The sequence below is a fragment of the Sphingomonas sp. Root710 genome (assembly GCF_001429065.1).
Taxonomy (GTDB): domain Bacteria; phylum Pseudomonadota; class Alphaproteobacteria; order Sphingomonadales; family Sphingomonadaceae; genus Rhizorhabdus.
Genome location: NZ_LMIB01000001.1, coordinates 395,355 through 410,082, shown reverse-complemented (window position 1 = coordinate 410,082; position 14,728 = coordinate 395,355). Strand labels below are relative to the sequence as shown.

Below are 14,728 nucleotides of genomic sequence, written 5' to 3'. Positions count from 1 at the left end.
CCGGTTCGACCGATTACTGCCGCCTGAGCATATGTTTTTTACTATGCAAAAGCCGAGGCGAAGCCGTGGAGTTCAAACGTCTGCAAGTCGATATCGGGGGCATCGAAAACGCGTTTTATCGAGACGCCTCACATGTACGAATCAGCCCTACCCGCTCCATCGGAGCCCGTTTCTCTCTGCGAGCTTACGGCCGCTGCCTATGACGCCTACAGCGCCGCCTTCCTTAACCAGGTCGATGGTGAGCCATGCAGCCTGCGCCTTGCGGGTCGCGGCAGTGGCAAAGTCGATCGCCAGATCTGGGCGCGCATCGACGGCGAACTCGTCGCCATGCGCTCGGCCGGCATGACCAGCGTCCGCATTCTGGATGCCGGGTGCGGGCCTGGCCTGTGGTTGATCCAGGCCGTGCAGCGTGCTCGACAACTCGGCTTCACCACGATCGAGGGCGAGGGCTTCGACATCTCACCGGAAATGATCGTGCAGGCCCACCGCCTGGCCATCGACCTGATCGACACTCATATCGCGCTTCGCTTCTACGTCGCGGATATCGCAAACGCGACGCAGAGCCTGCGTAACGACAGCTTCGACGTGACACTCTGCCTCTACAATGTCCTCAACCATCTTCCAGCGGAATTGCACGAAGGCGTCGCGCGCGAACTCAGCCGGATAACGAAAAGCGCCCTGATCGCGACCGTCCGCACGGTCAAGGGGCCGCCGACCATCTATGTCCAGCCCATCGATCGCGCGCGGGCCTTCCAGCAGGATAATCTTGCAGGCCGCATGGATGTCGTGATGGCGGACGGTCGCCATCTATCGATGGCATCGCACCTCTTCTCATCAAACGAACTGCGCCGCCTTTTCGCACCCTATGTCTCGATTGCCGAGCTTTCCGGCCTCGACATCTTCCGGCAGCGTTTCGCTCCGCATCCAAACTGGGGCGCTATGACACCATCCTCGGCCAAGCCGGATCCGACACTCGACATGCTCGAACGCCGCTACGCGTCCGATCCTGCCTTCGTGGACCAGGCGGTCCACCTCCTCCTCGTCGGCCTGCCACGCGCTCGCATCCCCGCTCGCTGACTACCCGACCTCGCAGCTGACAACCGTTCCTCCCAGACTGCGGGCCCTGGGCGGGTGAGGCTCGTCCTCACCCGCTCCTTTTTTTTCGAGCGATCTGACGTAATGGCAGGCCCAACCGGTCATCGGATATTTCAATCGCAACCAGCCGATGGATGTCCCGACAGTGCCGTCACCAAGACTGGCCGCATACTCCCCATCGGATCCGAAATCCGCTGTTCACCTTATGCCCTTAGGATGAGGCGGCAACCGGGATGACTGCCCTCTTTGGGACGACCGTGGCCGAAACCAGGCCGGGCAAGAAAAACCATAGGCTCAGCGATGTTGCCGGGTACTCCATCGCAGCTTCAGCAGGCTTTATTGTTACAGTATCGCCGTTGCCCTCGTTGAGTTGGTCCAGCCCCCCAATCCTTGGAACGCGCCCTTCCCGGATCGCGGCGATGAACTCGCGGTCCTGCAGTTCGATGCCGTTCATCGATATGTCGACCTGACTGACGTCGATCGGCTCTTTCGTTTTCCGGAAACGACACCTTTTGATCGAAGGATTCAGATCGCCGATCTGGATTATATAGCGTCGTCCGAAGCCGCCCAAACCGCGATCGCGGAAAATTATGTGGGCCTTCCTCTCTAGAGCATTATTCCAATAATAAGACGGGGACGTGCCATTATCCAGCCGAGACACCATCGAAGCGTACGAATTACATGAGCCAAGAATGGCTAAAAATGTTACGAATTAATCGAGAAAAATTGTCGGCGCATCACTGTTTCGAGAACTTTACGAATATGGGTGCAAGACAAAGCAGTGCGAGGGCCGTACCGGTAAGTGCGACGATCGCGATGGCAAGTTGAAGACTGCCATTTGCCAGATCGATGACCATCGGCACCACGAGCGGCCCGAGCGGGGCACCCAGCGTTCCGGACAATACCATATAAAACGCAACCGCCCTCGCGCTGAACTTGGACGGAAACAGCGATTGAAAACCATATACCCCCATGGTGGCGATCGCCCCGGATCCGGCCATCGTCAGCCCCGCAAAGATGATGGCCAGAACCGGAGAGATCGCCATCGCCGTAGCCGCCGCCGAGATGCCGAACAAAATCGTCACGGCAGTCAGAATGCGGATGGCCGGATAGGATATGCCCCGTCGGGCGAGCAGCCCTGCGATATGTCCGCTCGACAAAGCACCGCACGCTCCCCCCACCAGGTTGGCGATGCCGAGCGCGAAGCCAGCGGATTGGAACGACCAGCCCGCACGCGTCAGCATGGCCGGGAACCATGAGAGAATGGCCATCGACATGGCACTTATGCAGATAAATGCCATGAGAAACGGAACGACGATCTTGAGCATCCCGCGAATATGCCGGAAAAATGCGGCCATCGAGCTGTCGTCCGCCGGATCGGTTCGATTGCTCTCGATCCGCACGGGCTCCTTCATGAAGATCACGAACAGGATCACCAAAAGCCCCAGGCCCGCGCACAGCATGAACAGCCAGCGCCAGGCCGAGGCGTCTCCCGTAACATTGAAAATCGCCTGATAGCCCGAACCGCCGACCATCAGCGCGAGGCCCGAACCGACATAGACGCCGGTGCCGAACACGCCCATTGCGAACGCTTGCTTCTCGGGCGGGCGGCTTTCGCGAATGAGGGACACGGCGGCGGGCGTGATCGCAGCCTCACCGATGGCGACCCCGGCCCGGGTCAGCAGGAGGCCAAGGAAACCCTCTGCGATACCGAACAGGAAGGTCATTAGGCTGAACGATATCAGACTGACGATGATGACGAGCTTGCGGGAAAAGCGATCGGACAACCAGGCGACGGGAAACATGCAGAGCGTATAGGTTATGATGAAGGCCGGTCCCTGAAGCATTCCGATCTGGGTGTCGGTCAATCCCGTGTCCGCACGGATGGGATCAACCAGAATATTGAGCATCTGCCGATCGACGAACGCCACCGCGAGAGTGATGAACAGAACGAAGAGCAGATATGAAGAACCTGGGTGGCGAGATTCATGCATCATCTTGATATCCACCCCGGTCTGGAAACAACAGGTCGTCGGCGTTGGAAAAAGAGGCGACCGTCGGATATATCCGAGGTCGCTCCTTCCAGACGGCGGTCTTCGGTGATGGCCTCAAGCCTCGCTCATCATTTGCCTCACCATCTCGTTGCGAGCATCGATCTCTTCATAAGACTCGGGCAGCACTATACCGATGCCCTCGTAGACGGTGGCCTGGGCGTGATCGACATAAGGACGCTGGAGCTCTTCATATCGGGCATATGCGGCGTCGATATCGTTGGGAAACTCGTTGAGAGCCATCGTAAGGAAGCGGGCGCCGCTTATGGCGATCGAGACACCCCGGCCCGACAGCGGCGTAGCGCAGTGGGCGGAGTCGCCGACGAGGAAAACCCGTCCCTTGCGCCAGCTGTCCATCTTGATCTGCGTGGCCTCGTCCATCCACAACCCGTCATTGTTGACGGAGCGCTCGACCATCTCCTGGGTCCGCCACAGGTCGTCGGTGTAGGTATTGCGGATAATGTCCCGGATCGCCGCGGGGTCGCGATAGTCATAGGACAGCTGGGGCGAGCGGAACATCATCACCGCATATTCGCAATCGCGTGACTGGACGCAGCCGATGAGCTTGCCCGGCGTGTTGAAGTTGACCGAGGGCGTGCCTTCCGGGCCCGTCGGTCCAATCGGCGCAAAGCCGACATAGACGCCGAGAAAGTGCGCGAAGTCCGCCTCCGGCCGTCCGAATGCCAATTTGCGCGTCAAGGAGTGGACGCCATCGGTACCGATGACGAGGTCGTAATCATCCTCGGTGCCGTCGGTGAGCTTGACGTGAACATGGTTACCGCGATCGTCGAGGCTCTCGATCGTGGTCCCGAAGCGGAAGGTCTCGATGCCGGCCTCGCGGGCCAGGATGGGGATCAGGGCGACGCGCTCGATCTCGAGGTCATCGGGCGAATCCTTGATGGCATTGTGGGGGAACGACGCGGCTTTTTTGCCATCCTTGTCGATGAAGTACATGTCGTCGGTCATATGGACCTCGTGCGCCTTCATCTCGTCCCACAGGCCGAGCTCCTTCACGAAATCCAATGCGTCGCCGCGGACGTCGACGGGGCCGCCGGCAGTGCGTAGTTTGGGGCCCGTCTCCAGGGTCGTGACCTCATGGCCCGCACGCTTCAGGTATAGGGTCGCCGACAGGCCGGCTACGCCAGCGCCACAAACCAATATCTTCATCTTACTCAATGCTCCTGCATATTTCATCGATCGTCGTGATGCTCTGCTCGGTCGGCGGGGAGACATCAGCCCGCCAAATGGCTGGTTATCGCTATCGGCCCTTGAGGAACGAGGTCGCCAATTGCGCATAGCCTTCGGGATATTGCAGGACGCCGGCATGCCCGGCGCCCCGAAAAATTTCCAGCCGTGCATGGGGAAGCACTTCATTGGCCATCTGTTCGACCGAAGCGCGTTCGACCAGCTGGTCACACTCCGCATAGATCACCAGCGTTTCCATGGTGATCCGGCTCAAATCGACGTTGTCGATGTCGAACGTCTGCAGCGCTTTCAGACGCTGCGCCATCGCCTCGGGCGCAACCGATTTCTGTAGCTCGATCAGCTTGTCCACGAACTCGGGATGTTCGGCGATATAGTCGGGTGTCGTGAATAATTCCGCCGCAGCATGCACCCCACCTTCGGCACGCTTCTTGTTGTAGTTCTGAATCGCTCCATCATTCAGGGTCTTCTTGAAAGCCGTGATGGGCGCGGTGGACTGCAGGATCAGCTTGTCGACCCGCCGTGGCGAGCGGACGGCCAGCAACTGCGCGACGAGTCCCCCGGCCGAATGGCCCAATATATGCGCCTTCTCATAACCGAGCGCCTCGATGAAGGCGGCGGCATCGTCGGCAAGATCTTCTAGGCTGTAATCCGAGCTGTCTTCGCAGGTCGTCCCCCCGCAGCCGCGCTGATCGTAGGCGATCGTCAGGAACGACTCTGCGAGATAGGGCAATATATCGGCGAACATGCCACCATCGCTTGTTCCGCCGTGTAGCAGGATCAGGGGAACTCCGTCGCCGGCAACTTTGTATCGAACCCGAAGCTTGCCGGCGTCCTGGAATTTCGTCTGAACCACGGAGATTTTCTCCATAAGGATTGTTGCGCTACAAGAATGCCGTTGCCCGCGAGGATGCTCGCCACCGGCCTCCGCTCCGGTGACGAGCCTCCTGCAGGATCAATATTTCAGACTGATGGATGCCGTTATGCTTGCGGGTCTTCCCGGCGCGCCGACGCTTACGCCCGGCCCGAAGATATTGGGAACCGCGTCGTCATAATATTTCTTGTTGAACACATTCTCGCCGCGGATGGCGAACTCCCATCCCGAGTCCGTCCGGCCCAGCGAGGCCCGCAAGTTCACGAGATCATAGGTTTTCTGCTTGCCGGTGTTCAGCACATCCCAGAAGAAGGACGAGGTGTGGCTGACTTCAGCCCGTAAGCCCAACGCGAGGTCGCCGCCAATCTCCTGGGTATAGTCGACACTCGCATTGCCGGTGAACTTCGGAGAGTTCGCGACGTAAAGCCCATCGACCGACTGGAACTGATATTGGGCGTTCTTGTCATGCCATTTGGAATGGAGATATCCGCCAGAAGCCGAGAAGGTCAGTTCGCGGATCGGGCGATAGGTGAGGCCCGCCTCGACACCGTAACCGCGCGACTTGCCGATATTGGTGATCGCCTCGGTCAGAACGCCATTGGAATCCAGGAACTGGGTTTCCAGCTGGCGATCCTTATAGTCGATGTAGAAAGCGGCCAGATCGAAGTTCAGCCGGCGATCGAGCGCCGAACCCTTGAGGCCGAACTCGACACTCGTGGCTTGCTCCGCCTTGTAGGGGACCGGGCTCGTCGTGTTCACGCGGCCAGGCTCGGAGCCTACCCCGATATTTCCGTACAATATCATATTATTATCGACATCGTAGGAAAGGGTGAACTTCGGCAGGACCTTGGTGCCATTCGATTTCGCGCTGGCTCCGAAATTCCGGAACGTCTCACTGAATTCGCTGCGCCCGACGCGCAGACCGGCTTCGATCTTGAACGGACCGGTGCGATAGCCGACGGTGCCGAACACGGCCTTCTGGCGAAATTTTCCGGTGAGATCATAGAGCGGGATATCAAATGGCCCAGGCCCGATCCCATCCGGCGGCGGGGGCATATCCAGTCCGACATGCAATGTAGTACGGGAAAGCGGGCTCGGGTCGTCGATCTGGGCGTAGTAGGCGCCGACCAGCCATGTGAACGGACCTTCACCGGATGATGCGAGCCGCGCTTCCTGCGTGAAGACTTTCGTCTCGTTGTTCGGGCCGATGATCGTGACCAGAACATCGAAGGGCGAGTAATCCTGGTCGGTCCGGAATGAATATTTCCGACGCGTGTAGGACGTGACCGACGTGAAATCGGCGAAACCCATGTCATATTTGGCGGTCAGGATGCCGCCATCGACGACGCGCTTGTGAGACCCCTGCTGGTCGTACGACACTTCGCGGGAATAATCGTCGCCGGTATATACGACATAGACGTTGCCGCCGGTATGCACCTGATTATGCCGGTAGCTCAGGTCGACGGTCAGCGCGTCGGTCGGGGTCCAGCGGAGCGCGCCGCGGATCCCCCATTCCTTCTTCGCATCGGACTGCCTGTCCAGGAACACGTTCCTGACGAAGCCATCCGTGCGCTTGTAATAGCTGGACACCCGTACCGCCAACGTCTCTGCGACGGGCACGTTGATCGCGCCGAACAGCCTGGTCGTGTCGAACGTTCCATATTCCGCCCGCGCCTGGAGACCGAACTTGTCCGTCGGCTTCGCCATCACATATTTGATGGCGCCGCCGACGTTGCTGCCGCCATAGAGCGTGCCTTGCGGCCCCTTGAGGATGTCGATGCGCTCGACGTCCTCCACCGCGGCAGTCTGGTCGGTGAAATTCTGCACGTCGTCGATGTAGAAGCCCACGCCCTGCGTGTTGCCGAACGAACCGACGCCGCGGATCACGACGTTCGGCTCATTGTCCTGCCGCTGGTTGAGCCTGACGTTCGGCGTCAAGCGCCCGATATCGTCGACACTCCTGACGCCCGCCTTCTCGATCTGCGCGGCGGTCACGACACTGATCGTTTCCGGAATTTTCGACAGCACCTCGTCGCGCTTGCGTGCCTGCACGACGATCTCATCGACCGCAACCTCATGTGATCCGGACGAAGCCGAAGCCCCCTCCTCCGCGCTACTTGGGCTGGCCGACAGAACCAGAGCAAGCGCCGAAACACCTATCGCAAAGCGATGATGTGGCCGAACTGCGCGGAGCCCGGAAGGAATACCGCGAGTTTTGATGGCATTCTCATGAGATTGCATAATTTTCCCCTTCCGCTTGCGTTATCCTCTGAAATATCATCAGCAGATCATTTATGTTTTATGTAACTTTATTATAATATCGCTTCGGTATTCTGCAATTTCCTCCACGGAAAACTGGCCAATATTCCGATACAAGCCACGCAATTCAGAAAGATACGATCGTCATTTCGCTCGATTTTCGAGCAATGAGATGGCGGAGCTTTTTCACCATCGGGCGAACGAGCATTGCGCGATATCTGCAACGTGAAATTCGCCATCGGCTCCATCAGTCATGCAGCTTGGAAAAACGGCTGACCGCAATCCGTTTATCGACGATAGCAATGAAACCGAAACATATCCCTTACTACTTAATCATGGATAATATTCGTAGCAGGTATCCCTCCGCTCAACCGCCCTTTCTCAATCACCAATACCGAGGCTGAATTGAGCGCATGAAGTGTTGATATTGGCTGTGATCGCTGAAGCGAGTTACCCGCCGGCTTATCAGTTACGGGGAGGCTTCGAGATCGAAAACGCCAGCAAGAGCCTGACGCAGCGGAACACCGAGAGCCCGTTCAAGGCGCTGAGCCGCCCGCTGCAGGGCGGCACGCGCCAGGCGGTCTCCGCCGGCCATCCCCTCGCCGCGCAGGCGGCGTTCCGCATCCTCGACAATGGCGGCAACGCGGTCGATGCCGGTGTCGCCGCCGGGCTCGTCATTGCCGTCGTCCAGAGCGACGTGGTCAATTTCGCAGGCGTCGCCCCCATGCTGGTCCGCATCGCCGAAACCGCGCAGACCCATGCCGTCGCAGGCCTGGGAACATGGCCACGCGCCATCACCCCCGACTATTTCGTCCGGCATGCGGCAGGCACCATCCCCGAGGGCGTCCTGCGCACCGTCGTCCCCGCGGCCCCCGACGCCTGGATCACCGCCCTCTCCAGGTTCGGCACCAGGACCTTCGGCGAAGTCGCCGAGGACGCCATCCGCTTCGCCCGCGACGGCTTCGTCATGTATCCGCTCATGTCGAGCATCATCTCCGCCTTCGCCGACGAATATGCCCGGTGGAGTTCGAACGCCCGCGACGGCTTCGTCATGTATCCGCTCATGTCGAGCATCATCTCCGCCTTCGCCGACGAATATGCCCGGTGGAGTTCGAACGCCGCCATCTATCTCCCCCAGGGCCGCCCGCCGCAACCCGGCGAGCTGTTCGTCCAGAGCGACCTGGCAGGCACCATCCAATATATGGTGGACGCCGAAGCCGCCGTCAGCGGTGACCGGCTCGACGGGCTGCAGGCCGCGCGCGACGCCTTCTACAAGGGTGATATCGCCTCGCGCATCCTGACGTTCCATCGCGAACATGGCGGCCTGCTCTCGGCCGGCGATCTCGCAAGCTACCGCACCCCTGTCGAGAAACCCGTCATCGCCGCCTTCGACGGCTTCGAACTCTGCACGCCCAGGCCCTGGTGCCAGGGGCCTTCGATGATCCAGGCGCTGCGGATCGCCGATCGCCTCGACCTGCGCTCGCTCCAGCATAATTCGGTCGCCTACATCCACCGCCTGACCGAGGCGCTCAAGATCGCCTTCGCGGACCGGGACCGCTATTTCGGCGACCCCGATCATGTCGACGTGCCCCTCGACCGGCTGCTCTCGCGCGAACATGCCGCACAGGCGGCGGCCCGGATCGACCTGCGCCGCGCCACTGTCGCCGAAGGCGTCTCCGGCCGGGAAACCGTTACGCTCGACACATCCTATGTCTGTGTCGTCGATCGCGACGGCAACGTCTTTTCCGCCACGCCCAGCGACGTCTCGATGGACACCCCCGTCATCCCCGGAACCACATCCTATGTCTGTGTCGTCGATCGCGACGGCAACGTCTTTTCCGCCACGCCCAGCGACGTCTCGATGGACACCCCCGTCATCCCCGGAACCGGCATCTGCCCATCGTCCCGCGGCTCGCAATCCTGGGCGGACCCCGCCCACCCCTCGTCGGTAGCCCCGGGGAAAAGGCCGCGCCTGACGCCGAGCCCCGCCATCGCAGCGTTTAGCGACGGACGGATCATGGCCATCGGTACCCCCGGCGGCGACGTCCAGCTCCAATCCATGACCCAGGTGTTTCTCAACATGCACCTGTTCGGGATGAACCCGCAGGAAGCCGTCGAGGCGCCCCGCTTCGCAACCTATGACTTCCCCGATTCCTTCGAACCACATTCCCGCCTCGTCGGCCGCCTCAACGTCGAAGCATCGATCGATCAGCGAACCTTCGCTGCCCTTCGCGACATGGGCCACGACGTCGCGCCATGGCCCGAACGCACCTGGCGCGCCGGCAGCGTCTGTGTCGCCAGCCTCGATCCCGCTACCGGCATCCGCACCGCCGCCGCAGACCCAAGACGCCAAAGCTACGCCATCGCTTCCTGATAGCCGCTCCAGCCGGGCGAACAGGCACATCCGCCGCAACCCGCCCGAGATGCGCCCCAATCGGTTCGCTCGGTCAGTTCTCCCCTACGATCGGCGTGTCAGAAGCGGCATCACGATGTCGTCCAGTATCTCCACGATTACCGAATGCGGCGGCGGCGACATCGTCATGAATTGCTCATGACGCAAAAGATCGCGCGCCAGCGAGATGATGCGCGGCGTCAGCCCCTCCCCGCTCAACTCGCCGCGCGAAATTGCCCGCTCGATCATGCGGTTGAGAAGTTCGCCCTCCGTGCCCATGATAGCTTCCCGCAAAGCCGCCGGAGTGGTGCCGGTCTCCCTATAGATATCCACCATGTCGCGCGCCATGACCCCGGCAGTGAAAGCGCCCCGATCCATCGACTGCTGCAGGACGCAGAGCAGTTCGTCACGAAGACACCCCAGGTCGGGCATTTCGATAGGATCTTGCGCCAGATGGGAGGCAATGGCCGCGCTCGCGAGTTCGGCACGGCTGGCCCATCGACGATAGATGACCGATCGGCTGGTCCGCGCGCCATCGGCGACGGCTTCCATGGTAAAGTTCCGATAGCCAACCGCCGCCAATTGCTCCCAGGCGACTTCCAGCAGCACTTTCTCGAGCGCCGCTCCGCGGCGGCGCGTGGGCTTCGTCTTTTTTTCGGCTTCGTTCGGCTTCGGCGGAGGCATGTCCTGGCGATCTTTCAACGCGAATTGTTCAGCTCTGAGGGAAAAGGCCCAAGGTCGACACCGTTGTTGACCGGAAGACAGGGAACGACGCCGCGGCCTTCACGACACGGGATTGTCTGTGCATGGAGCAGCAAATCCACCTGCTCTGTCAAGCAGGCAGAGACTGCTTTTGCCAATGAGAATGATGGTTCAGGCGCGGGCCCGATCATATAGCGGCTCGGCGCAGCGCGGACCTTGCTCTCGGGCGGCGTAAGAACGGATCAACCGAACTCGAGGCCTTCCAGTTGTCCGTTTGCGCGCCATTCGGCGAGGATCGCGTTGAACGCTCTTGCTCCAGGCGCATATATTTCCAATGCATGTGCGCCCACGGTTTCGCCGAACCGGCCCTCATTATTGTGGAAGCCGGGCGTACAGGCGTCGAGGAACTCCCGGTTGACCGATGACTTACTGCGGATCTCCGCAACCCAGGCGGCCTCTGCGTTTTCCGTCGGTTGAACCGTCGAAGCACCGCGGCCGATCGTCCGGCTGATGATGTAGGCGAGGTGCCGCGCCTGCGAATCGAACGCGAAGGTGTTGTTCGCCGAAACGCCGTTCTGGCTGATGCCAATGGCGAACCAGTTCGGGAAGCCGCGCGTCGAGTGGCCGTGCAGCGTCCGCACCCCGGCGGACCAGTGATCGAAGATGGATGTTCCTCCTTCCCCGAGGACGTCGTAATCGATGCGCCGGCGAAGGCTGGTCGTGATCTCGAAGCCGGTCGCAAAGATGATGCAGTCGACCGGATAGTCGATGCCGTTCGCCACCAGACCGGTCTCGGTGATCGCCTCCACGCCCCGGCTGTCGCTGACGTCGACAAGGGTAACGTTGGGCCGATTGAAAACCTCAAGGTAGTCGTCATTGAACCCCGGTCGCTTGCAGTGCTGCCGATACCACGGCTTCAACGCCTCGGCTGTCCTGGGGTCACGAACGATCTGATCCACGCGGTCGCGGATCTTGTTCATCTTCTGGAAGTCGGCGATCTCCGCCAGCAGCCGGGCGTCTAGGTTCTCGCCATCCTTCTTTTCGCCGAAGGAAACCATGGTCTGCAGGTTGCGATAGATATCGGTCCAGCCATCGTCGACGAGGTCTACTTCGAAGGGCTTGCCCGAGATGATATCTTCGAAGTTGTTACGCCGCTCATCTTGCCAGCCGGGCTCGAGCCCTGCCACCCAGGCAAGGTCGGTCGGAGCATTGCCCCGCACATCGACCGAACATGGCGTCCGCTGGAAAACATGGAGCTGCCTTGCGTCTGCCGCCACATAGGGCACGCATTGGATTGCGGTGGAACCGGTGCCGATGATCGCGACCCGCTTGTCCGCCAGTTTGGCCAACCCGCCTTTGTTATCTCCGCCGGTATAATCATAGTCCCACCGGCAGGTGTGGAAGCTGCGCCCCTTGAAGGTATCGATGCCGGGAATGCCGGGCAATTTTGGCCGGCTGGTCGAGCCGGTCGCCGTCACTATGAAGCGAGCCTCGATGTCGTCATCCAGGTTCGTACGCACATGCCAAAGCTTGCGCTCCGCATTCCATCGGAGCTCCTTCACCCGCGTCTGGAAAAGGGCTCCTTCATAGAGATTGAAACTGCGTCCTATCCTCTGGCAATGCTCGAAAATCTCGGGCGCATATGTGTATTTCTCACTCGGCATATAGCCGAGTTCTTCCAGCACCGGCAGATAACAATAGCTGTCGATATCGCATTGGGCGCCCGGATAGCGGTTCCAGTACCAGGCGCCGCCGAAGTCGGCGCCGGCCTCTATGATGCGAACGTCCCGGACACCGGCCTCGCGCAGGCGCGCCGATGCCAGCAAACCGGAGAATCCGCCGCCGATCACCGCCACCTCTGTTTCGACCGTCAGCGGCGCACGACGAAAACCGGGGGGTGCAAAGGGGTCTTCCTCCGCATAGCGGGCGTATTGGCCGGCGACCTCAAGATACTGGTTTTCACCGTCGCTCCGCAGCCGCTTGTCGCGTTCGCGGCGGTATTTTTCCCGCAGCGCAGCGAGATCGAAACCCAATGCGTCATGAGGGCTGCCGACATTGGGCGCGCCATCGTCCGTCGTGGCCATTCAACTTCCTCTCTGTTCGTATCGAGCCCGGTTACGGGCTATCAGGCTAGCTTTCGCCTATCGCCGTCCCTTCCGCCCCAGCGCCAAGCACAGGCGGGGCGCCCATCTCGACGAGGCGCTCGTTGAGCATGTGCAACATATTCAAATAACTGGCTTTTTCGTCTGCGGACAGCACGTCCAGCAACTGCACCATATAGGCTTCGCGGACGGGGGCAGCATCGCGCCGCACCTTGTGGCCTGCCTCCGTCAAGCTGATCCGTTTCGCCCGGCGGTCCTTTGCATCGACGATGCGGGTGATGAGACCATCTCGCTCGAGGCCGTCCAGCGCGTCGGTCACGGTTCGCGGTGCCTGCCCAAGCGCCTCGGCTATATCGGCAGAACGCACCACGCCCCATTTGTCGATCAGATCGAGGAGTTTCAATTGGGCGACCGAGGCGCCCGCCCGCTTTAGCAGCTCGTTGAAAAGGCGATGCATCCTGAGATGCAGATCGCGCATCTGCTCCATGATCTCGTCATCGACGGCGGCGGCGGAAAAATGTGGCGAATCCATATTAAATGGATATGCCGTATTTTATCGAGCGTTGCAAATCGAATGGCGATTCAAGGGACTCTGGCAGCCGTTCTCCATCATCGATCGATTGCCATCGCGCACAGCAGTATATCGCCCTGGGCGCGACGAAGCGCGGCTATAGGACAACCGTTTTGTTGCCGTTCTGGAATATGCGATGCTCGCTGTACCAGAGTATCGCACGCGACAGCACCGAAGCCTCGACCTCCCGGCCGATCGCAACCATCTCATCCGCGGAGGTGACATGGCTCACGCGCCGCACATCCTGTTCGATGATTGGTCCTTCATCGAGATCGGCGGTCACGAAATGCGCCGTGGCACCGATGAGCTTGACGCCGCGGACATGCGCCTGATGATAGGGCTTCGCGCCCTTGAAGCTCGGCAGGAACGAATGGTGAATGTTGATGCATCGTCCGGCCAGCTTCTGCGAAAAGGAGTCCGAGAGGATCTGCATGTAGCGTGCCAGCACGGTCAGTTCGGCGCCGCTTTCATCGATGATCTCCAGGAATCGGGCTTCCTGAGCTTCCTTCCCCTCGCTCATCGGCAGGTGATGGTAGGGAAGCCCATGCCACTCCACCGTCTTGCGCATCGTGTCATGGTTCGAGACCACCCCGACGATCTCGATCGGCAACTGGCCGATTTCCATCTTGTGGATGATGTCGACCAGGCAATGTCCGAATTTGGAGACGGCGAGCAGCACCGGCACCTTGCGGCCAAGGTCCTGCAACTCCCATTCCAGCGACAGCTCGGCGGCCACCGGCGCGACCAAGGGTGCAAGCTCCTCGCGGCCAAGCGGGCTGGTCAGGGCCATACGAAGGAAGAAGCGCCCGGTGTCGTCGTCCCCATAGACGGCGGCTTCGCGCACGTCGCAGCCGATCGACGCCAGCGCCTGCGTCACCGTGGAGAGGATACCTGGCCGATCGGGAGCGCGAAACTTCAAAACCAGATTTGTCGTCGTCACAAAATATCTCCGGAAATGGTTGCGCGCAGCATGCGCGCCGCATAGTCGGCCATCGTCTGATCCACGATCAGCCGGAAGCACGGTTCACCGTCGCGATCAGGACGGCGGCTGATGAAGAAACCGGCATCGGATAGCAACGAACGGCAGGCGGTTCCGACCGGCATCGCGGTATCGCCGAAGTCGAGCGGACTGTGCGCGGCAAGGACGTTGCGGGCGCCGCTTCCGCTCAGTTCGAAAACGGTCCGGCCGTGGGTGATATCGACCATCAATCCAAATGCACCGGCAGCGTCAGCGGACCGCTGACGAAGCCGCTCGACATCCGTCTCGGGGCCGATGACAAGCCATTCGCCGGGTGCCATCCAGGCAATGCTCACGGGCGCGGATTCGATCTCGGTCAGGGCAGTCGGCGCCACGACACCGAGCGCGCGCGCGAACCACGCGTCGGGATTGTCGGGCCAGACTTGCAATTTGGCTATGCCGAGTCCGGAAAGGCTGGCGAGCCGCACCGTCTTGCCTTGGACCAGCACCGCCTTCGGTGC

Annotated in this window: 11 protein-coding genes and 2 pseudogenes; 3 read left to right on the top strand and 10 right to left on the bottom strand. The window is 60.6% G+C overall.

Annotation, left to right across the window (positions count from 1 at the left end; genetic code table 11):
* The first annotated feature begins 132 nt into the window (after positions 1-132).
* The gene (locus ASE00_RS01905) at positions 133-1,077 is read left to right on the top strand and encodes a class I SAM-dependent methyltransferase (protein ID WP_056377340.1); all 945 of its coding nucleotides are present in this window, start codon (positions 133-135) and stop codon (positions 1,075-1,077) included.
* 409 nt (positions 1,078-1,486) lie between these two features.
* Here the strand turns inward: ASE00_RS01905 and ASE00_RS23255 are convergent.
* Positions 1,487-1,585 (bottom strand): annotated as a pseudogene (locus tag ASE00_RS23255) (oxidoreductase); the annotation flags it as partial.
* Here ASE00_RS23255 and ASE00_RS24400 point away from each other — a divergent pair.
* Positions 1,580-1,705 (top strand): annotated as a pseudogene (locus ASE00_RS24400) (4-hydroxybenzoate 3-monooxygenase); the annotation flags it as partial. The pseudogenes ASE00_RS23255 and ASE00_RS24400 overlap by 6 nt on opposite strands.
* Positions 1,706-1,832: 127 nt before the next feature.
* Here ASE00_RS24400 and ASE00_RS01895 read toward each other — a convergent pair.
* From ASE00_RS01895 to ASE00_RS01880, 4 genes are all read right to left on the bottom strand, one after another.
* Positions 1,833-3,104, bottom strand: a complete 1,272-nt coding sequence (locus ASE00_RS01895) for an MFS transporter (protein ID WP_056377336.1) — start codon at positions 3,102-3,104, stop codon at positions 1,833-1,835.
* A gap of 99 nt (positions 3,105-3,203) precedes the next feature.
* Positions 3,204-4,313, bottom strand: a complete 1,110-nt coding sequence (locus tag ASE00_RS01890; protein WP_056377334.1) for an FAD-dependent monooxygenase — start codon at positions 4,311-4,313, stop codon at positions 3,204-3,206.
* A 91-nt stretch (positions 4,314-4,404) separates the two neighbouring features.
* The gene (locus tag ASE00_RS01885) at positions 4,405-5,205 is read right to left on the bottom strand and encodes an alpha/beta fold hydrolase (RefSeq protein WP_162256394.1); all 801 of its coding nucleotides are present in this window, start codon (positions 5,203-5,205) and stop codon (positions 4,405-4,407) included.
* Positions 5,206-5,304: 99 nt separating this feature from the next.
* Positions 5,305-7,275, bottom strand: a complete 1,971-nt coding sequence (locus ASE00_RS01880) for a TonB-dependent receptor (RefSeq protein ID WP_056377331.1) — start codon at positions 7,273-7,275, stop codon at positions 5,305-5,307.
* Positions 7,276-7,900: 625 nt separating this feature from the next.
* Between ASE00_RS01880 and ASE00_RS01875 the strand changes: the two genes are divergently transcribed.
* Entirely contained in the window at positions 7,901-9,856 is a 1,956-nt protein-coding gene (locus ASE00_RS01875) for a gamma-glutamyltransferase family protein (protein WP_200957865.1), read from the top strand.
* 84 nt (positions 9,857-9,940) lie between these two features.
* Here the strand turns inward: ASE00_RS01875 and ASE00_RS01870 are convergent, their stop codons facing one another.
* The 5 genes from ASE00_RS01870 to ASE00_RS01850 all read right to left on the bottom strand — a co-directional run bounded on the left by ASE00_RS01870 (position 9,941) and on the right by ASE00_RS01850 (position 14,695).
* Positions 9,941-10,576, bottom strand: coding sequence for a TetR/AcrR family transcriptional regulator (locus ASE00_RS01870; RefSeq protein WP_156405235.1), 636 nt, complete (start codon positions 10,574-10,576; stop codon positions 9,941-9,943).
* Positions 10,577-10,818: 242 nt separating this feature from the next.
* Positions 10,819-12,660 carry a flavin-containing monooxygenase gene (locus tag ASE00_RS01865; RefSeq protein WP_056377327.1) on the bottom strand — a complete coding sequence of 614 codons (1,842 nt, stop codon included), beginning with the start codon at positions 12,658-12,660 and terminating at the stop codon, positions 10,819-10,821.
* A gap of 46 nt (positions 12,661-12,706) precedes the next feature.
* Positions 12,707-13,210: a MarR family winged helix-turn-helix transcriptional regulator gene (locus ASE00_RS01860; RefSeq protein WP_056377325.1), complete on the bottom strand. Its 504-nt coding sequence runs from the start codon at positions 13,208-13,210 to the stop codon at positions 12,707-12,709.
* A 136-nt stretch (positions 13,211-13,346) separates the two neighbouring features.
* The gene (purU, locus tag ASE00_RS01855) at positions 13,347-14,189 is read right to left on the bottom strand and encodes a formyltetrahydrofolate deformylase (RefSeq protein WP_056377324.1); all 843 of its coding nucleotides are present in this window, start codon (positions 14,187-14,189) and stop codon (positions 13,347-13,349) included.
* Positions 14,186-14,695, bottom strand: a complete 510-nt coding sequence (locus ASE00_RS01850) for a sarcosine oxidase subunit gamma (RefSeq protein ID WP_162256393.1) — start codon at positions 14,693-14,695, stop codon at positions 14,186-14,188. Before ASE00_RS01850 ends, purU begins: the two co-directional genes overlap by 4 nt.
* Between the last annotated feature and the right edge of the window lie 33 nt (positions 14,696-14,728).

What these genes read in the sequence shown, in the direction of transcription:
- ASE00_RS01905 (WP_056377340.1), top strand. Translation starts at nt 133, where the DNA reads ATGTACGAATCAGCCCTACCCGCTCCATCGGAGCCCGTTTCTCTCTGC.
- ASE00_RS01890 (WP_056377334.1), bottom strand. Translation starts at nt 4,313, where the DNA reads ATGAAGATATTGGTTTGTGGCGCTGGCGTAGCCGGCCTGTCGGCGACC.
- ASE00_RS01865 (WP_056377327.1), bottom strand. Translation starts at nt 12,660, where the DNA reads ATGGCCACGACGGACGATGGCGCGCCCAATGTCGGCAGCCCTCATGAC.
- ASE00_RS01860 (WP_056377325.1), bottom strand. Translation starts at nt 13,210, where the DNA reads ATGGATTCGCCACATTTTTCCGCCGCCGCCGTCGATGACGAGATCATG.